Below are 17,368 nucleotides of genomic sequence, written 5' to 3'. Positions count from 1 at the left end.
CGACTGTAGAACCGCCACTTCACTAATTATCGGCATTTTCAAACGACCGTTTATCCGTGACTTCTGATATTGTACAATGCCTTGGGCTTTTTTGCATTTGCCGAATAGTAGTCGAATAGGCGGAAGGACGACATGTCTTTTTGCGCTGAGCGGCCCCTCTTTTTACCCCCGCAAACGGGACTGGACGTAAATGCAATACTGAAGGCTTGCATTGAGCAAGTGCGGCGCTGGCAGAACTTCGCATATCAGGTCCGCTCATTTCTAAGCCAGTCCATCCTGATGAACTCCGTTTCTCTTAGGGAGCCCCTGGCGAGTTCCTAATCGAGAATATCGTGACACGGACCGTCTCCGTCTATTTCGCTTTGCCAATATGCGACCAGACGGTCAGGCGGACGCCGCAACAAAAGAAATGCACTTTATCAGAGCTCCGTGCTGGATCAGCGGCCAGTCTCCGCCATGATGACAATTGCAGTTAGTCGAACGTCAAGGGGTTTGATCTAGATATTCGGACTACGGCGCTGATCACGTCGCGAAAGGAGCCACTAGTACACCGGAGCAAAAATCTGTTGCACGACGAGCTAACCTTTGGGAAAGTTATGTCCACAACGCTCTCGTTAGCGGCGATTCTTGGGTGAGGCACAATTGTTCGCATCTTAGAATTGCTCACCTTGCCGACAAGAACCTTTTGGATATTCCCGTGCGGGAGACAGCCCAGCGGTTGACTATCAAAATTCGCGCCATTCGCGAATTGCTTAACTCCACGGCAGCGCGATTGCGCAATGCTGCCGACGATCCATTCCCGAGAATTCGTAGAGATCATCTTCGTAAGTCCGCATGGCTGTATTGGAGACATTGCCGGCGGCGAACTCCGCACCGCGGCGGCGTATTGAGGGTGCGGTTCGACCGCCTGGCACTTCCGTGGGCTGTTTGCCGAAGCTCATAGAGCAGTTGGAATAGGCGAGCGCACATTTACTTCCTCGCGTGATCCGATTGTTAGCTCGGCCTCCCAAGGCATGTGTTCGCTGCAGGTTCTCGGTGGGCGGCTGAGCCGAACGGGCCAAAGCCCTCAATGCAGGAAACGATTTTGGAAAGTTGCCCGCAACCCGTCAGCCGAATACCGATTGATGGTGCCAGTCAGCGGCGTTGCTAGTTCAAATCACGGCCCAGCCTGCCAGACATTGCCAGCTAGCTTCAAGCCACGCACGACGGCGATACCCCGTTGATCGTCAACGTCGGGCAGCGCCTTCGGAGCCTGTTCAACCGGGCAAAGGAACGCGAACTTGCCAGATGGGTGGGGCCCTAACCGAAGTGTTGGGTGAAAATTCGCGCCATCAGCCTTCGGGGTTGCCAATAGGTCGGCCGAACGGAAAATCCCGCCCCTATCTTGATTGTAAATACCAATTGATCCTTGGGGCTCGTTGAAAGATGCAGATGATTGGGGTGTTCGTGTGGCCGGTACGTCGTGCGCATCCTCGCAGGCCGAGGGCAAGATGCCTGCATGCCCCCCACCTGCCCTACGATCGCCATCCCATCCCGCCAACCGCAGATACCGCTTGCGGCACAGTCGGCGCATGCCGGACCTCGGTCGATTGCATTACTCGTTTAGACCCTTGGCCAATCTCTAAGCCAGCTTCCGCACCAGTTTAAGATCAGCATTTGAATTCGCGGTCCATTCTGAGTCGATGGGCCTCATATTTGCATTTACACCGTCTTCCAACTGGATAGCATTTCATCATGCAGCGCTGACAAGTCGCGTAGACTAGCCCCAACGCGGCAACTACGGCGTGACGCGGGGTGAAGTCTCAATCTCCCACTTCGGCTTCCAAACCGCGCCCATCCGTCCGAGATGTCGTTTGTGACCTCCCCCTCAATGCGCTTGGCGACATCGCGTGGGAGACGCTATCCGCCCTCGAGTAGTTTGCCTACGATCGAGGGCATCGGTTCCAATGCAATCAGGTCACCGAGCACGGTAGATTGGCCATAGCCATTATATCCACCTTGGGCGCACCGCCAATCAGGACCGACGTCACGGCAGCCAATGCGGTAGGGGTAAGATGATGGAGTTCTCAGCTGAGAACTTTGGGAACATGATAGATCTCCAACTGCAAGCCGGAAGCGTCAATCTGAAAGTTCTCAGCTGAGAACTTTTACGGCGACAATCCGCACACATGCCAAAAACAGATCAGTCCGGTTCCGCGGGCCTGATATCGTTCCATATCACGCCAAACTCACCTCATTTATTGGGGTTTTCATTCCATTTCCATGATTCTTGCACAACAACCAGCCCAGCTTATCCTGGCTTTGCCGAGCTTGGACGCGAAGGGCAGGGGGGTTGGTTCAAACTTCCGAAAAGCGCGTTGACAGATACGGCCCTTTCGTGACATCGTTTGCAGATCAGATGCTCACGAGATCATCGCGCTCCTTCATTCTCCCACAATATCCAAGCCGCAATTCTGCAGTCCATCAGACGGAAGCTATCCCGACATTGGCTTCCGTTGCGAAGTATAATTGATGAGTTATCAACGCGATACGTCTCAAGCTTTTTCTTTGATCAAGACAACAACGGCAAAGCTGCGCAGATCCCAAATCACCCGTTAGTTTGCCGCCAATCGACCAGCGGCCATGAGCAACAATGCGCCTGCTGTTCCTTCTACCCATCTGCGGCGGCAATCGCTGAAGCCGCCATTTCTTCCGACTGCGGCGATCCCCAGACTCATGCTCGCATAGACGATCCCGCAAAGGGCGATGAAGATCGCAGACAGCACCAGCGCTTGAGGAGGAATGCTTCTGCCCTGCTGCATGAATTGCGGCAGGATCGCAAAATAGATCATCATGCCTTTGGGATTGAGGAACGCGGTCAGAAATCCCCGCCAGAGCTGGCCATTGGCCGGTGTGACCGAAAGGGTGATCTTCCCAGCCTTCACCGCAGATCGCATAAGCTGCAACCCCAGATAGATGAGATACGCGACACCCAGCCAGCGCAACGCCTGGAACAGCATCGGGGAGGCGGCTATTATAGCGGCAACCCCGACGGCGGCGAGCCCTGAATGAATCATATACCCAAGGCAGATGCCTGCGGTCGCCCGCAAACCAGCGGACGCTCCACCCAACAAAGCTCGTGACGCCACGAAGAGCATGTCGGGGCCGGGCGTGCAGATCAAGGGCAGCACGGTTGCGGTGAAGAAAATCATGGTTCCAGTTTCCATGTTTGGAATCATAGGACAGGGGTTTCGCAATTTGGTTGCGAAGATACCATTTTAAGGTCTAGATTTAGCATTGAAGTCTTCATGAGCCAGAAAGTTAGCATCGCATGCCAGCAAAATTGGATGATATAGACCGGCGTATCCTTCGCGCCCTGCAACGCGATGGACGGTTGCAGAATGTGGAGCTTGCCAAAGAGGTCGGTTTGTCACCCTCGCCCTGCCTGCGGCGGGTCAAGCTGCTGGAGGAGGCCGGGATTATCGCTCGCTATGTGGCGGTTCTCAACGCCTCGAAGATTGGCCTCAGTCTGTCGATGTTCGCCCGGGTCTGGCTGACGGCCCAGGATGCCGAAACGATCGATCATTTCATGGATGCCATGAAGAAGCTCCCCCAAGTAATGGAGTGCTACATCATGCTGGGGGAGAGTGACGCCTTGCTGCGGGTGACCGCAGCCGATCTGGATGGCTACCGGCGCTTCCAGGCCGCGCACCTGACGCGGAAAAATGGAATTCAGAATGTCAAAACCGACGTGCCAAGTCAGATCGTGAAGCAGACCTACGCTCTACCCCTATGATCTTCCAGCATCCAACCCCCCGGTCTGAACTTACGGTAGCGTTATATCCGTGCTTGCAATCAAAAGATGAACGCGGCATTCTGACCTTGGCAAGGCCGTCGATCGCTGACATGGGTTAACCTGATGCGTCATTCACCTGCAGAATTGCTAAACCCAAGACATTTTCACACAATCCAGGTGCAACTTTCGAAGCGATGGCTTCGCAGGAATGCCTCTACTCGACATTTTATCCAAAGGGACGGGCGCGTCACGGCATTGCCAACCGGAACGCATGGTGCGTCCCCGGGGGAAACGCGTACACTATCGCAAGGAAGATCACGATGAACCAGTTTCGTTACAACATACTCGCCGCGACGGTGATAGCCGGCGCTGGCCTGGCATTTCTCACGTTCCCGGCATCGGCACAATCCGTCACCAAGACGTGCAGCACACAATATCAAGCTGCCAAGGAGGCTGGTACGCTCAAAGGCCAGAAATGGCCGGACTTTCTGTCAGCTTGCAGCGCGAAGCTGAAGACCGACGATGGCGCCGCTGCAGCTGCGCCCGCCGAAAAGACACCTGCCAAAAAGACGGCAAAGGACACCGCCACAAAACCCGCCAAGACGACGCAAACGGCGACTGCAACCACCAGCGGTGGGATGTCGGCAAAAGCCGTCACCAAGGAATGCAGCACACAGTACCAGGCTGCCAAAACAGCGGGCACGCTCAATGGCCAGAAGTGGCCGCAGTTCCTTTCTGCCTGCAGCGACAGCCTGAAATCGGACAATTCGGATGCGACCGTTCCTGACGAACCGGCACCCACCAAGGCTGCCACGAGCAAAACAACGAAGACACAGGTCGCCAAGGCAGGCACTTCCGCCGATGGCAAGCCTCTATCCCCCGCTCAGGTCGCTTTCCGGGCACGCATCAGCGAATGCGGCGATCAGTGGCAGCAGGCCAAGGCAAGCAACAAGACCCGCGGCATGACCTGGCCACAATACTGGAGCGCCTGCAACACGCGCCTCAAGTCCGAATAGTATCGGCCCTGCCGTTTAAAAGATGCACCTGAACCGCGCCCGGGCATCCAGTCCGGGCGTTTTAACTGGAGCCCTGCCGTCATCGAGGCTTCATCTATCCTATTCATGACTGTGCCGTAGCCACACATCAGGAGAAAGCCATGCCCATTCAGGATCTAGTCGATTCGATTGCCACGCAAGCCAACCTCGATCCGCAAGCGGCTGAGAAGGCGGCGGGCACGGTTCTCTCAGTGCTCCAACATGAGGCTCCAGAACAAGCAGCAACCATATTCGCGAAGATCCCTGGAGCTACCGAACTTGCCCAAAATTTCGATGTCATGGCAAGCGGGGCCCAGTCGGGTGGCTTCCTGTCGAGCGTGACCAGCATGCTTGGGGGTGTGGCGGGAGAAAAGGTCGGCGCACTCATCAATGGTGTGGCCGCACTCAAGGAGAGTGGACTGACTGTCGAACAAATCCAGGAAGCCGGAGCTGCAGTGCTGGCCCATGCCAAGGAATACGCCGACCCAAAACTTGTCGATCAGCTTCTGGATTCAGTGCCCGGCCTCAAAGGTCATCTCGGCCTTTGAAGGCCACGGGCTGACATTCTGCATCCGGCCATGTAAACCGTTCCAAGGTTATCAGGAATCGAGCGGGATGAACGGCACCAAACGGACTTTCTATTTCGTGCTTGGATGGGTGATGGTGGCACTCGGTTTCATTGGTGTGCTGTTACCCGTTATGCCGACGACGATCTTTCTCATCATCGCCGCCTGGTGTTTCAGCCGCTCGTCGCCGCGATTTGAAAAGTGGCTGCTCGAGCATCCGGTGTTCGGGCCGACACTGGTGCAATGGCGCGAGCACGGAGCAGTGCCAAAACGCGTAAAATGGATTGCTTGCGGCGGCATGACATTGGGCTACGCCACTTTCATGTATGTTGCCCGCCCGTCACCCCTGCTCGGAGGGGTGGTGGCAGTCTTTTTCATCGCCTGCGCCGCTTATGTTTTGACGCGTCCGAGCTTGGCGGCCTAAAAACAGAGCAAGTTTTGTCTATCGAATAGACAAAATTTGCTAGACGCGCTTGCCCGTCGCCTTGTCGAAGATGTGCAAAGCACTCGCATCGATGTTGAAGCGTTGCAACGCACCCACTACCATTTGCGACCGTGGGGGCAAGCTCGCCGTCAGGCGCTGACTGCCAATCGCCGAGGTAACGACCAGTTCCGGGCCGGTCAGTTCGACCACTTCGACCTTCGCCTCGATGGCAAGACCAGTATCCTCCGATGACGCCAGCGTCAGGCTCTCGGGACGTATACCGATGATCACATCGCGGGTGCTTGCCGCATTTTCCCGAAATTGAGGGGGGAGGGGGATGCCGCTGAGCGAGCCATCAACATGAGCGACGCCGTCGGCGACCGTAGCCTCCAGCATGTTCATCGGCGGCGAACCGACGAAGCTCGCAACGTAGCGGGTGGCAGGGCGATTGTAGATCTCATCCGGAGTGGCGAGCTGCTCGATCTGACCGTCGCGCATGACGGCGATGCGGGTTGCAAGCGTCATTGCCTCGATCTGGTCATGCGTTACATACACGATCGTGGTGCCTAGCATCTGGTGCAGGCGCTTCAACTCAGTTCGCATTTCCATACGCAGTTTCGCATCGAGATTGGAAAGCGGCTCGTCGAACAGAAAGACCTGCGGATCGCGCACCAATGCCCGGCCGATGGCGACGCGCTGCCGCTGTCCTCCGGACAGCTCGGATGGCTTGCGGCCAAGGAGATTTTCGATCTGCAGGATTTTTGCCGCCTTTTGCACGGCCCCGGCGCGTTCGGCCGCAGGTATGTTGCGCATCTCAAGGCCGAAACCGATGTTTCGCGCCACGGACATGTTTGGATAAAGCGCATAGGATTGGAACACCATGGCGATGTCGCGATCCTTGGGATGCACTCCTGTCACCGAGCGATCACCGATGCGCACGTCCCCTTGGGTCGCTTCGGCAAGGCCCGCAATTATATTGAGCAATGTGGACTTGCCGCAGCCGGAGGGACCGAGCAGGACGAGGAACTCGCCGCTCGCAAGCGACAGGTCGATGCCCTTGAGCGTCTCGACGGTGCCATAACGCTTGCGGACATTGATCAGCTCGAGCGCACTCATAGAGCTTCCTCCGGTGCTGTTTGCAGATCCGCTCCATCATAGCGGCGCGGATTCGTCGAGATGGCCTTGGACGCAACGCGTACACCCGCCGCAAGACTTTTCGTGAGCGTTTGATCGTTTGCCAGCGCGGCGAGGAAGGCGGCGTTGAACACGTCGCCGGCGCCGATCGTATCGGCAACCTCAACCAGGGGAGCACTAACCGACACAAGCCTGTCATCGGCGCCGACTGCCAAGGCACCGTCGGGTCCCCGCTTGACGACAACGATGGCATCCCCCGGCATCAAGGCCTTGAGCCTGTGCGCGGCTTCGGCCGGCTCGACGCTGTTGGCGAGGCGCGTCGTTTCGACCTCATTGAACAGGGCGATGTGGCAGCGTGCGAGCCACCTGCGCGCCTTGATGCGGTTGGCCTCCGTCCAGCCGTCAATCGGCCAGCCGGTATCGAGCGCAATGCGGATATCATTGCCATCGGCCCAATCGAACAATTCGTCATATTGTGCAACGAGGGCGTCGGTCAGGAAGCAGCCGCAAAGGATGGCGGTGCCGCCTTTCAGCCGCTCGGTGTCGAGTGTTGTGATGACGTCGAGCCAGGACAATGCCGCGATGTGACCGCGCGTCGTAAAGAAAGTGCGCTCGCCATTCGGGTGGGTAATGCCGACGGACAGTGTCGTGCCCATGGGTGCAACTGGCCAGCGCGCCGAATGCTTGCCGAAACCCTGCCGCAGCCATTCGCCGAACTGGTCATTGCCGACATTGGCGGCGATCTGGAAATCGAGACCGAGGCCGTCCCAGGTCAGCGCGGCATTGCCGGCCGAACCGCCGACGCGCAATTCGTCGTAGTCCACCATGATCTCGGTTCCGGGGGTCGGCCATGGATCGGCCGGACCGAGGATCAAATCGACATTGACGTTTCCGATGACGGCGAGTGGCTGCATCGCTCTCACTCGTCCCGCGTGATCTTGGTCGAGCGTATAGGCGTGCCGAGATCGGCAACGCGCGCGCCGGCAAAACCAAGCATGAAATGCTGGGCCGCAGGCAGGAGCGCGAAAACGGCCGCTATGCCGCTGGCAACACCGACATCGATCGTAGCGGTACCTTTGAGCGGAGCCTCTCCGGATGCATCGATCACCACAACCGGTGACCCAGCTTCCAGAGCGGAAGCCGCCATGCGGGCGACCAATTCGGACGTTGCATCCTTGGCACGGAAGAGGACGACACCGACCTTCGGTCCGAGCATTTCCATGGGACCGTGACGCAGTTGCCCGCCTTCGAGCGAGAAGCACGGGATGCGCGAGAGTTCCGTGAGGCCGAGCGCAATCCCCTCCGCGACACCCTGCATGCGGCGGCCGGAGGTTACGACAGCCGATACGTCCGACAATGCGGCTACGGCAGCGTCAACATTCGGCTTGCTGTCGGTATTCAAGATGGCGAGCGCTTCGGCCGGATCCTCGCCAAGCGCACTGAGAACTGCCAGATGCAGGGCAAAACTGACAGTCAGACTGCGCGTTGCCGCAAAGGCATTCTCGGTGCCGCCGGAACCGACAAGCGACGGCACGGTGCGGGCAAGGGTGGACCCGCCTTCGAGCGTCAGGCCGAAAGTATCAGCCGGCACGCCGGCTTCGGCAAACCAGCGCAGGATTTCTGCGCTTTCACCCGACTGGGAGGTCACAAGAATTGTTTTGCCGACTAATGGAACCGGCTGGCCGAGTTGTTCCGACAGCGGCAGTGCCACGGCATCGATGCCAAGGCTGCGATACAGCGGCTCGACCGCGCGGCCAACCGCATGCGAACCGCCCATGCCGAGCAGCAGCAGACGCCCGGTCTTACGCAGGGATCGGGCGATGGTCACAGCAAGTGGAGCAGCCGCCTCGAAGGAGGAAATCGCATCGGCATTCTGCCGCGCCATTTCTTTCTCGATGGCGATAAGACCGATAGGTTTGTTCATTGCGAAGACATGCTCATCCTTTGACGCCGCCGCTTGTCAGGCCCGCGATCAGGGCACGCTGCATGAAGAGACCAGCGAGCAGCGGGGGGAGGGCGGCAAGAACACCCGCTGTGGCAATCAATCCATAATCCGAGACGCGTCCGCCAGCGAGATCAGCGATCGCAACGGTCAAGGTTTTGGCCCGCTGGTCCGAAGTGAACAACAGGGCATAGAAGAATTCGTCCCAGGCAAGCAGGAACGCGAACAGTGCAGCCGTCGCCATGACGGGTGCTGCAAGCGGCAAGGTGATGAGCCGCAGGATCTGATCGAGCCGGGCACCGTCCATGGTTGCAGCGCTCTCAATCTCGTGCGGGATCGAATCGAAGCCCGATTTCATCAGCCATGTGGTGAACGGCGCGAGGATTGTAAGGTAAACCAGTGCCAGACCGAAGACATTGTTGAGGAGGCCTGCCCAGGAGAGTGTCATGTAGAGCGGCACGGCCAAGGCTACCGGAGGCAGCATGTAGGTGGAAATAACTGCATAGAGCGACCAGCCGACCGATGGCGTGCGCGATACGGCCCAAGCGGAGGGGACAGCTACGATAAGCGCCGCCACAGTCGCCATACCGGCCACCTTGATGCTGTTGAACAGCGATGCGACGAAGGCCTCGCCGGCGCTGTTCGCGACTGAAGAAAGCAAGACACCGTAGCGGGACAGATCGACGGTATCGGGCCACCAGTGCAGAGGCTTGGCGATAAGATCCGGCGTCGAGGAAATGCTCATGACGAACAACCACACGACAGGCGTCAGGATCACAACGAGAAGAACCAGGGCTGCCAAATGCACCAGGATGGTTGCGGTGAGGCTGCGGCGCTCCATTTACGACACTCCCGCGCTTTTGCGGATCAGGGCGGCATAGGCGACGGCTAGCACGGTCACGAGGAGTGTCACGATCAAAGCAAGGGACGCCCCGGAACCCGCTCGCTGGAAAGAAAACGCCTCCTGGTAGACGAGGATGGACAATGTGCGTGTGCTGTTGGCCGGACCGCCGCGCGTCATGACCCAGATGATGTCGAAGACCTTGAACGCTTCAATGGTTCGCAAGACAAGCGCCACCATCAAGGGCCCGGCGAGGTAAGGCATGATGACGAAGCGAAAACGCGACCAGGCACCGGCTCCATCGACCATGGACGCGGCGGTGATATCGCGCGGCACCGCCTGCAGGGCGGCCAGCGCAATCAGCGCCACCAGTGGAAAATTCTTCCAGCAATCGGCCACGATAAGCGAGGCGAGGGCAGTGCCAGGCTCGCCCAGCCAGGACCGATAGGCGTCGATAAGGCCGAACTGCATCAGCATCGCGTTGAGCGCGCCATATTCGGGATTATAGATCAGCCGCCATAGCGTGGCATTGACCACGGTCGGCAGCGCCCAGGGCAGGATCATCAGCGCGCGCAGGATGGAACGGCCGTAAAATTGCTGGTTGAGGAGCAAAGCTGCAAGGACGCCAATAACCATCTCTGCCGCTACGGAGAGGACGGCAAACCAGAAGGTAGTGATCAGCGTGCGCTGAAAATTCGAACCGGAAAGGATCTTCACATAGTTATCGATGCCAACGAAACTGCCCTCGGTACCGACGAGCTTGGCGTCGGTGAAGGATAGCCGCACCGTATCAACGAGCGGCCAACCGATAATCGCAACCATGACGATGAGAAGCGGCAGCATCAGGAGCCATGCGCGGGTGGTGATCCAGGTGCTCGTCATGAAATGAAGCCTGCCACAAAATCAATCATTGGGAAAAATGAAGGCGGAAGGACGACCCGCCGCCTTCATCGTTCTATCAGAGACCGCTGTTCTCTACAGCAGTCTTCAATGCATCTTCCGGCGCGGCTTGTCCCAGAAGAGCTTCCTGAATTGCCTGCTGTAGTCCTGTCGAAAGTTCCTGATATTTCTGTGTCGTCGGACGCGGATACATCGCAGCAAGACTGACTTTGGCCGCCGCGATCAATTCCTCCTGATTCTTGGAGACGGCTGGATCATCATAGGAAGAGGCCCAGATCGGCAGGCTAAGCTTGGCGTACTGGTTCTGCGTTGCCTGAGACGTCATGAATGTAATGTATTTCCATGCCTCGTCGGGATGCTTGCTGGTCGAGGTGATGCCGAGGCCCATTGATCCGTTGACTGCAGATACGGTGCTCTTGCCTTCAACACCGGGTGCAGGCACGACACCGACCTTGCCGGCAACCTTGCTGTCCTTCGGGTCATTGGCCATGTTGTACATGTAGGTCCAGTTAAGAGCGAAGGCCGCTTCGCCATTCTGGAAAACGCGACGCACGTCCTCTTCGAGGAACTCCTTGGAGTTTGGATTGGTAACTCCGGATTTATAGCTGTCGACCATGTAGTTGAGCGCGTCGAGACCTCCGCCCGTCTGGAAAACTGGCTTGCCGTCCTTGAGGAAACTGCCGCCGTAGGCGCTGACCAGCGTGGTGTAATCGCAGATCGCGGCTTCAGCCTGAGACCAGCTCCACGCGATGGGCGTTGCCAGCAAGCCTTTGTCCTTGATGATCATGGCTTGTTCGGCGAGTTCGGCCCAGGTCTTTGGCGGCGTCTTGATGCCGGCCTTTTCCAGGATTTCCTTGTTGTAGAACAGATATTTCGTGTCGAGAATCCAGGGCATGCCATAGCGTTTGCCCTCATATTCAACGGTGGTCCAGGCACCCGGAAGCACGCCCGACTTCATTTCCGGCGTAATCTTGTCAGTTACATCCACAAGGACCTTGTTGGTTGCATATTCGGCAGGCCAGATCACATCGAAGAGCACGACGTCATAGCCGCCGCCCGATCCTTGGGCGAGGACGGTCTTGTCGTGCAAGCCTTCATAGGGAACGAATTCAAGATTGACCGTCACGTCTGGATTTGCCTTGGTGAAGGCTTCCGTCATGGCGCGGACATCGGCCTCGCTATAGGCGGCTTGCGCCATGAACAGTGCGTTGATTTTGGTTTCTGCATGGGCAGGCGAAGACAACGCCGCTCCCAGAAGTGTGGCGCCCAGAAGCGCGCTCGTCACGGATTTCAACATCATTACCTCCTGTTTGGCAGCGCTGGCCGTCATGGACAGACGCCTGGTCGTTGCAGTCGAGAGCCTTACGTGACGTTTCGCCAAGCCAGTGCTCACATTCCCCTGATCGATTTTTTATTAAATCAATTCGCTTGACTTATTAGTTGATGAATATTCTTCTGGTGTCAAGAGGGATGACGAATGGACGGCATACGATCGATACGGGCAAAGAGCGGAACCAATCTGGGCGGCGCCAGTGCGCATAACCGCCGCATCATGATCGATGCGTTGCGCGTCAATGGTGCGCTGTCGCGGGCCGACCTTGCCCGCGCTACGGGATTAACGCCGCAGGCAGTTTCCAATATCATCGAAGAGCTGGCACGCGACGGTCTGGTGCGATCACAGGCAAGCGTGCGCAAGGGGAGGGGCCAGCCTGCCACGCCCTATCAGCTCGTGCCGGAAGGCGCTTTTGCTATCGGCCTGCAGATCGACCGCCACGTAACGCGCACCGTCATCGTCAACCTCGTCGGCGATGTTCTGGTCCAGATGGAAGCCAAGCTGCCTCCCGGCGGGCCGGCGCAAGGCGTTGTAGTCATTCTCGACCTGATCGGGAAGGCGCGCCACGCGCTGACGGCACAGGCGCCGGAGGCTGAAAAGCGGCTCGTCGGTCTTGGCGTTGCCATGCCGGGACCATTTGGCATCAACACGCTCTACGACGACCCCTGGATGATGACTGCGTGGCAAAACTTCCCGCTCATGGACAGGATTGCCGAAGGAACGGGGCTCGAAGTCGCGTTGCAGAACGACGCTGCAGCCGCAGCAACTGCCGAACGATTGCTTGGCGCGGCACATGGGCTCGACCACGCAATCTGTATCTACTTCGGCTATGGTCTGGGGGCGGGCTTGATCCTCAACGGGGAACTCTACGGCGGCGCACATGCGAACGCCGGAGAGATCGGTATGATTCTTGCGCTGGTGCCCGGTGACGGTCTCGACGTCGAGCCCCTGGAGCATTACGCCTCCATGGCGGCACTTTGCAAATTGCTCGATTTCGATCCATCGGAGCCGGAGCTTTTCGCCATGATCACCGATGCCATCCTTCGCGGCGGCCCAAAGCTCGATCAGTGGATGGACAGTGTCGCCGAGCGCTTGCGCCGGACCGTGCAAATTCTCGAATCAATCTTCGATCCGCAGACGATCATTCTCTGTGGTGGTGCGCCAAGAGCGCTTATCGATCGCCTTGTCGAGAAGATCGAGCCGTTGCTGCCCTCGATCGCCGAGCGCTCCCGCCGCTACCCGGAAGCGCGATTGCAGGCAGGGCTTGCCGATCCATGGTCCGCCGCACTCGGCGCCGCCGCCGAGCCCATTGCGCGGACTTTCGATCCAAGATTCTCGGCGATACTCAAAACGGTATGAGGCATAGAAAGGCTTGCTATAGCTCACAATGTAATTCAAAGTGAGTTATAGAAAGGCAATGTATCCCTCATGATCTGGAACTGGCAGCAAGCTGATTGGCCCAATTTCACCTATGACGCAACTGCGCTTGAATCACTGGAGCGCCAGTTTCTGCTGCATTCCGGTGAGTTTTTCGGTGCTTTTCGCCATGTCAATACCGATGACCGGGACACATTGCGGATCGAGCTGATCAGCGACGAAGCGTTGAAGACCTCGGAGATCGAGGGAGAATTCCTCAACCGCGACAGCTTGCAAACGTCACTTCGGCAACAATTCGGTTTGGCGGCCGGCAATCAACATGTTCCCGCTGCAGAGCGCGGCATCTCGGAGATGATGGTCGACCTGTACCGGACATTCGCCGACCCGATCCAACATGATACATTGTTCAACTGGCACAAGATGTTGATGACTGGCGAGAGCAATGCCATCCAGATTGGAGGTTATCGCACGCATGAAGAGCCGATGCGGGTCGTATCAGGCCGCGCCGACAAGCCGACAATCCATTTCGAGGCACCGCCATCGTTACGCATTCCGCAAGAGATGAACACCTTTGCAAGCTGGTTCAATGGGACGGCGCCTGAGGGGAAGACGGTTCTGCCTGCGCTGACCCGGGCCGGGCTGGCGCATCTGTACTTCGTAAGCATTCATCCTTTTGAAGACGGCAACGGTCGTATCGGCCGGGCAATCTCTGAAAAATCTCTCGCCCAGAACCTCGGCCAGCCCAGTCTCATCGCTCTGGCCTATACCATTCAGCGTGCACGCAAGGCCTATTACGACATGCTCGAACGCAGCAACAAAACCAACGAGATTACCGCGTGGCTTGTCTATTTTGCCGAGACTGTGCTGGAAGCACAGCGCACGACACTGAAGCGGGTAGAATTTTACATTGTCAAAGCCAGGTTTTACGATCGGGTGCGCGGGCAACTCAACCCGCGTCAGGAAAAAGTCATTGCGCGCATGTTTCGCGCCGGGATCGACGGTTTCAAAGGCGGTCTCAGTGCCGAAAACTACATCAGCATCACCGGAACCTCACGCGCAACGGCAACGAGGGACCTGGCAGATCTGGTTGTCAAAGGAGGCTTGACCAGAACCGGCGAGCGCAGACACGCACGCTATCGTCTTGATCTCGCTAGGACCTGAACTCATCAAATCTGCTGGAAATGCTATGAGGCTATCTTTCGGAACCCTCTAGCGCAGCGACGAAAACCAGGCGATCAGCTCGGCGCTGTTGCGTAGACCATAGCTGCGCATGATACGGGCGCGGTGTGCCTCGATGGTCCGCTTCGACAGGCCGATCTCCTGCGCGATCTGCGCATTGGTCTTGCCTTGCGATACCAGTGTCAGAACCTGTTTCTGCCGATCGGAAATCAGGCTGGCATTGCCGGCAATCGCTCTATTCATGGGCTCGAAGCAATAGAGCGCTTCGGCGAAGGGATCCGCCAGATTGCGGCTGCGCCCGCGCACCCGGCACCAGAAGCTCGAACCGTCACGCCGCCGCATGACGCGCTCGTCGTGATATACCTTGCCTCCGGCAAAGTTCGTGCGCCACATTTCTCCGGTGCGGACGAAATCCCTGATTTTCGGATAAAGCCTCGAGAAACTCTGATCGATCAGTTCGTGACGTTCATAGCCAAAAGTCTCAGCGAATTCGAAATTGCAATCACGTATGATACGGTGCGTGGCATAGACCATCGGCACCGGCAAGTCAGTCAGCCGGAAGTGTTTTGCGCTTTCAGAATTCAGGATGTCGGAACTGGGTAACTGGGGTGCTGCCATGCAGTATTAATACGACTATCTGCAGTGCCGGCACAAGCCATACGGTTCACGCAGAGGATAGAGAAATGGGAGATTTTTCTTGAAAAAAGTTCAATCAAACGTCAGCGATGCGCTGGACGGCGTGCTGTTCGACGGCATGACCATCATGGCCGGCGGGTTCGGCCTCTGCGGTATACCCGAGGCGCTCATCTACGCGATACGCGATTCCGGCGTCAAGGATTTGACCGTCATCTCCAACAATGCAGGCGTCGATGGCATCGGCCTTGGCGTGCTGCTCGAGACCAAGCAGATCCGCAAGATGATCTCGTCCTATGTCGGAGAAAACAAACTGTTTGCCCAGCAGTACCTGTCAGGTGAACTCGAACTGGAATTCAACCCGCAGGGAACACTCGCCGAACGCATTCGCGCCGGGGGGGCGGGTATCCCGGCCTTCTTCACCAAAACAGGCGTAGGGACCATCATCGCCGAGGGCAAGGACGTACGTGAATTCGACGGCGAGTCCTACGTGATGGAGCGCGGCCTGTTTGCTGACCTTTCCATCGTCCATGCCTTCAAGGGCGATACGGAAGGAAACCTCGTCTACCGCAAGACGGCGCGGAATTTCAATCCGATCATGGCGACCGCATCGAGGTTCACCGTGGCCGAAGTCGAACATCTGGTCGACGCGGGCAAAATCGATGGCGACCAGGTGCATACACCCGGTATTTTCGTCAAGCGGATCGTGCATGTGCCCAATCCCGCCAAACATATCGAACAACGGACGACCCGTCCGCGGCTTGTCGCAGCAAGTGAGGTGAACTGAAATGGCCTGGACACGCGAGCAGATGGCCGAGCGGGCCGCACAAGAACTTGAAGACGGTTTTTACGTCAATCTCGGCATCGGCATACCGACGCTCGTTGCCAATTATATCCCGACGGGAATGAGCGTTCAGCTGCAGAGCGAAAACGGCATGCTCGGCATGGGGCCTTTCCCCTATGAGGGCGAAGAAGACGCCGACTTGATCAATGCGGGCAAGCAGACCATCACGGAGCTGCCAACGACCAGCTATTTCAACGGTGCCGACAGTTTTGGCATGATCCGCGGCGGTCATATCGATCTTTCAATCCTGGGCGCAATGCAGGTCGCGCGCAATGGAGATCTCGCAAATTGGATGGTCCCCGGGAAGATGGTGAAGGGAATGGGCGGGGCGATGGACCTTGTCGCCGGCGTCAAGAAAGTCGTCGTCGTCATGGAACACGAGGCCAAGGGCGAAGCAAAGCTCCTGGAGCAGTGCACTTTGCCGTTGACCGGACAGCGCGTCACCGATCTGGTGATCACAGACCTCGGCGTTTTCACGGTGGAGCGGCGCGGCGAGCCCAAGATGACGCTCGTCGAGATTGCGCCCGGCGTAACGGTCGAGGAAATCAAGGCGAAGACCCAGGCTGTGTTCGACGTCGCGGTCTGATTGGAGAATGAACAGAGCTGGCGGACCTCGGTATTCGCCAGCGTCTACCTCGTTTTCGTGACCACGCAAACCGGGCCCTCGCCCGGATAGCGGGGATCAACACACGTAGCGTCATAGCGGAAGCTGCCATAATAGACGCGGGCGCAGCCGGAGAGGACCGGAGCGAATGTTACAAGCAAAAGAAACAGGGCTGTGGAATATTTTCGATAAAGAGGGTTCATTTTTCCTCGCGTCGCTCCTATATATAGCCAGTTACGAGTGACACAGTAGCGTAACAATCCACTGATATTCTTCAGTAATTGGTCGAGTTTACGGTCGGCATCTTTGACATCTTACGGAAATCTGGTGCCACAATAAGGCAGGCTCCTGCTCCGTTTGCTGATCACGTTTTATGTGAAGTGACATAAAGGGGTTGATCCGCGACGATGGACGTATAAGTTCTGCCTTCCGATTTGTTAACTAAACCTTTCACGTTAGGAGCAAAGCGATGAACAAAACCGCCGGCGACTATTCATTGCCAGAAACGATTTCCACGGCGCTTGCCAATGGTACAAATATTGTCAGAGCATTTCGCGAACAATTCGGATATTCCATCGAGGATTTAGCCGTTGCGTGCGGTCTGACGTCCCTAGAAATCGAAACGATCGAAAGCGGCCAGAACACGGATCCGCACAAACTGGAACGCATCGCGCATGCGCTTGGTCTCCCGAGCAACGCAATGATTCTGGAAGATTCCAAGCGCCTCAGCGCCTGAAATTCTACTACCCCTAATAAATCGGCACCCAAAAAGCTGTCAGAGT

At 57.4% G+C, this 17,368-nt stretch carries 17 protein-coding genes; 9 read left to right on the top strand and 8 right to left on the bottom strand.

Going from position 1 to position 17,368, the window contains the following annotated elements; all coding sequences use genetic code 11:
- Positions 1 to 2,594: 2,594 nt before the first annotated feature.
- Positions 2,595 to 3,191 carry a LysE family translocator gene (locus tag J2X72_RS21585; protein ID WP_310075327.1) on the bottom strand — a complete coding sequence of 199 codons (597 nt, stop codon included), beginning with the start codon at positions 3,189 to 3,191 and terminating at the stop codon, positions 2,595 to 2,597.
- Between the two features lie 119 nt (positions 3,192 to 3,310).
- On the opposite strand from J2X72_RS21585, the gene J2X72_RS21580 reads away from it, so the two are divergent.
- From J2X72_RS21580 to J2X72_RS21565, 4 genes are all read left to right on the top strand, one after another.
- Complete coding sequence (locus J2X72_RS21580) at positions 3,311 to 3,775, top strand: Lrp/AsnC family transcriptional regulator (protein ID WP_310075324.1); 465 nt, start codon at positions 3,311 to 3,313, stop codon at positions 3,773 to 3,775.
- Between the two features lie 320 nt (positions 3,776 to 4,095).
- Positions 4,096 to 4,791, top strand: a complete 696-nt coding sequence (locus J2X72_RS21575) for a hypothetical protein (RefSeq protein WP_210005368.1) — start codon at positions 4,096 to 4,098, stop codon at positions 4,789 to 4,791.
- Between the two features lie 140 nt (positions 4,792 to 4,931).
- Positions 4,932 to 5,357 (top strand): hypothetical protein, encoded by a 426-nt coding sequence (locus J2X72_RS21570; protein ID WP_210005367.1) that lies wholly within the window; start codon positions 4,932 to 4,934, stop codon positions 5,355 to 5,357.
- 67 nt (positions 5,358 to 5,424) lie between these two features.
- Positions 5,425 to 5,799, top strand: a complete 375-nt coding sequence (locus J2X72_RS21565) for a YbaN family protein (RefSeq protein WP_310075320.1) — start codon at positions 5,425 to 5,427, stop codon at positions 5,797 to 5,799.
- A gap of 39 nt (positions 5,800 to 5,838) precedes the next feature.
- Here the strand turns inward: J2X72_RS21565 and J2X72_RS21560 are convergent, their stop codons facing one another.
- The 6 genes from J2X72_RS21560 to J2X72_RS21535 form a co-directional block, all read right to left on the bottom strand.
- The gene (locus J2X72_RS21560) at positions 5,839 to 6,915 is read right to left on the bottom strand and encodes a sn-glycerol-3-phosphate ABC transporter ATP-binding protein UgpC (RefSeq protein ID WP_310075317.1); all 1,077 of its coding nucleotides are present in this window, start codon (positions 6,913 to 6,915) and stop codon (positions 5,839 to 5,841) included.
- A complete protein-coding gene (locus J2X72_RS21555) occupies positions 6,912 to 7,847 on the bottom strand; it encodes a carbohydrate kinase family protein (protein WP_310075314.1) in 936 nt (311 codons plus the stop codon). The genes J2X72_RS21560 and J2X72_RS21555 overlap by 4 nt, the downstream gene beginning before the upstream one ends.
- A gap of 5 nt (positions 7,848 to 7,852) precedes the next feature.
- Positions 7,853 to 8,857: an SIS domain-containing protein gene (locus J2X72_RS21550; protein WP_310075312.1), complete on the bottom strand. Its 1,005-nt coding sequence runs from the start codon at positions 8,855 to 8,857 to the stop codon at positions 7,853 to 7,855.
- A 13-nt stretch (positions 8,858 to 8,870) separates the two neighbouring features.
- Entirely contained in the window at positions 8,871 to 9,716 is an 846-nt protein-coding gene (locus J2X72_RS21545) for a carbohydrate ABC transporter permease (protein ID WP_310075309.1), read from the bottom strand.
- Positions 9,717 to 10,598 carry a carbohydrate ABC transporter permease gene (locus tag J2X72_RS21540; protein WP_210005350.1) on the bottom strand — a complete coding sequence of 294 codons (882 nt, stop codon included), beginning with the start codon at positions 10,596 to 10,598 and terminating at the stop codon, positions 9,717 to 9,719.
- Between the two features lie 76 nt (positions 10,599 to 10,674).
- Entirely contained in the window at positions 10,675 to 11,913 is a 1,239-nt protein-coding gene (locus J2X72_RS21535; RefSeq protein WP_310075512.1) for an extracellular solute-binding protein, read from the bottom strand.
- A 180-nt stretch (positions 11,914 to 12,093) separates the two neighbouring features.
- Between J2X72_RS21535 and J2X72_RS21530 the strand changes: the two genes are divergently transcribed.
- Positions 12,094 to 13,308: an ROK family transcriptional regulator gene (locus J2X72_RS21530; protein WP_210005348.1), complete on the top strand. Its 1,215-nt coding sequence runs from the start codon at positions 12,094 to 12,096 to the stop codon at positions 13,306 to 13,308.
- Positions 13,309 to 13,377: 69 nt separating this feature from the next.
- The gene (locus tag J2X72_RS21525) at positions 13,378 to 14,487 is read left to right on the top strand and encodes a Fic family protein (protein ID WP_310075304.1); all 1,110 of its coding nucleotides are present in this window, start codon (positions 13,378 to 13,380) and stop codon (positions 14,485 to 14,487) included.
- A 48-nt stretch (positions 14,488 to 14,535) separates the two neighbouring features.
- Here J2X72_RS21525 and J2X72_RS21520 read toward each other — a convergent pair whose 3' ends face one another.
- Positions 14,536 to 15,123: a PAS and helix-turn-helix domain-containing protein gene (locus J2X72_RS21520; protein WP_310075301.1), complete on the bottom strand. Its 588-nt coding sequence runs from the start codon at positions 15,121 to 15,123 to the stop codon at positions 14,536 to 14,538.
- Between the two features lie 79 nt (positions 15,124 to 15,202).
- On the opposite strand from J2X72_RS21520, the gene J2X72_RS21515 reads away from it, so the two are divergent.
- The 3 genes from J2X72_RS21515 to J2X72_RS21505 all read left to right on the top strand — a co-directional run bounded on the left by J2X72_RS21515 (position 15,203) and on the right by J2X72_RS21505 (position 17,322).
- The gene (locus J2X72_RS21515; RefSeq protein WP_310075298.1) at positions 15,203 to 15,925 is read left to right on the top strand and encodes a CoA transferase subunit A; all 723 of its coding nucleotides are present in this window, start codon (positions 15,203 to 15,205) and stop codon (positions 15,923 to 15,925) included.
- A 1-nt stretch (position 15,926) separates the two neighbouring features.
- Positions 15,927 to 16,568 (top strand): 3-oxoacid CoA-transferase subunit B, encoded by a 642-nt coding sequence (locus tag J2X72_RS21510; protein ID WP_210005331.1) that lies wholly within the window; start codon positions 15,927 to 15,929, stop codon positions 16,566 to 16,568.
- Between the two features lie 487 nt (positions 16,569 to 17,055).
- A complete protein-coding gene (locus J2X72_RS21505) occupies positions 17,056 to 17,322 on the top strand; it encodes a helix-turn-helix domain-containing protein (protein ID WP_112532543.1) in 267 nt (88 codons plus the stop codon).
- The last annotated feature ends 46 nt before the right edge of the window (positions 17,323 to 17,368 follow it).

Source organism: Phyllobacterium sp. 1468 (genome assembly GCF_031455525.1).
GTDB lineage: Bacteria > Pseudomonadota > Alphaproteobacteria > Rhizobiales > Rhizobiaceae > Phyllobacterium.
This window is presented reverse-complemented; position numbering and strand designations above follow the sequence as displayed.

Bases quoted from the DNA above. Each gene is read 5' to 3' on its own strand.
- J2X72_RS21585 (WP_310075327.1), bottom strand. From the start codon at position 3,191: ATGATTTTCTTCACCGCAACCGTGCTGCCCTTGATCTGCACGCCCGGC.
- J2X72_RS21580 (WP_310075324.1), top strand. From the start codon at position 3,311: ATGCCAGCAAAATTGGATGATATAGACCGGCGTATCCTTCGCGCCCTG.
- J2X72_RS21575 (WP_210005368.1), top strand. From the start codon at position 4,096: ATGAACCAGTTTCGTTACAACATACTCGCCGCGACGGTGATAGCCGGC.
- J2X72_RS21570 (WP_210005367.1), top strand. From the start codon at position 4,932: ATGCCCATTCAGGATCTAGTCGATTCGATTGCCACGCAAGCCAACCTC.
- J2X72_RS21565 (WP_310075320.1), top strand. From the start codon at position 5,425: ATGAACGGCACCAAACGGACTTTCTATTTCGTGCTTGGATGGGTGATG.
- J2X72_RS21560 (WP_310075317.1), bottom strand. From the start codon at position 6,915: ATGAGTGCGCTCGAGCTGATCAATGTCCGCAAGCGTTATGGCACCGTC.
- J2X72_RS21555 (WP_310075314.1), bottom strand. From the start codon at position 7,847: ATGCAGCCACTCGCCGTCATCGGAAACGTCAATGTCGATTTGATCCTC.
- J2X72_RS21550 (WP_310075312.1), bottom strand. From the start codon at position 8,857: ATGAACAAACCTATCGGTCTTATCGCCATCGAGAAAGAAATGGCGCGG.
- J2X72_RS21545 (WP_310075309.1), bottom strand. From the start codon at position 9,716: ATGGAGCGCCGCAGCCTCACCGCAACCATCCTGGTGCATTTGGCAGCC.
- J2X72_RS21540 (WP_210005350.1), bottom strand. From the start codon at position 10,598: ATGACGAGCACCTGGATCACCACCCGCGCATGGCTCCTGATGCTGCCG.
- J2X72_RS21535 (WP_310075512.1), bottom strand. From the start codon at position 11,913: ATGTTGAAATCCGTGACGAGCGCGCTTCTGGGCGCCACACTTCTGGGA.
- J2X72_RS21530 (WP_210005348.1), top strand. From the start codon at position 12,094: ATGGACGGCATACGATCGATACGGGCAAAGAGCGGAACCAATCTGGGC.
- J2X72_RS21525 (WP_310075304.1), top strand. From the start codon at position 13,378: ATGATCTGGAACTGGCAGCAAGCTGATTGGCCCAATTTCACCTATGAC.
- J2X72_RS21520 (WP_310075301.1), bottom strand. From the start codon at position 15,123: ATGGCAGCACCCCAGTTACCCAGTTCCGACATCCTGAATTCTGAAAGC.
- J2X72_RS21510 (WP_210005331.1), top strand. From the start codon at position 15,927: ATGGCCTGGACACGCGAGCAGATGGCCGAGCGGGCCGCACAAGAACTT.
- J2X72_RS21505 (WP_112532543.1), top strand. From the start codon at position 17,056: ATGAACAAAACCGCCGGCGACTATTCATTGCCAGAAACGATTTCCACG.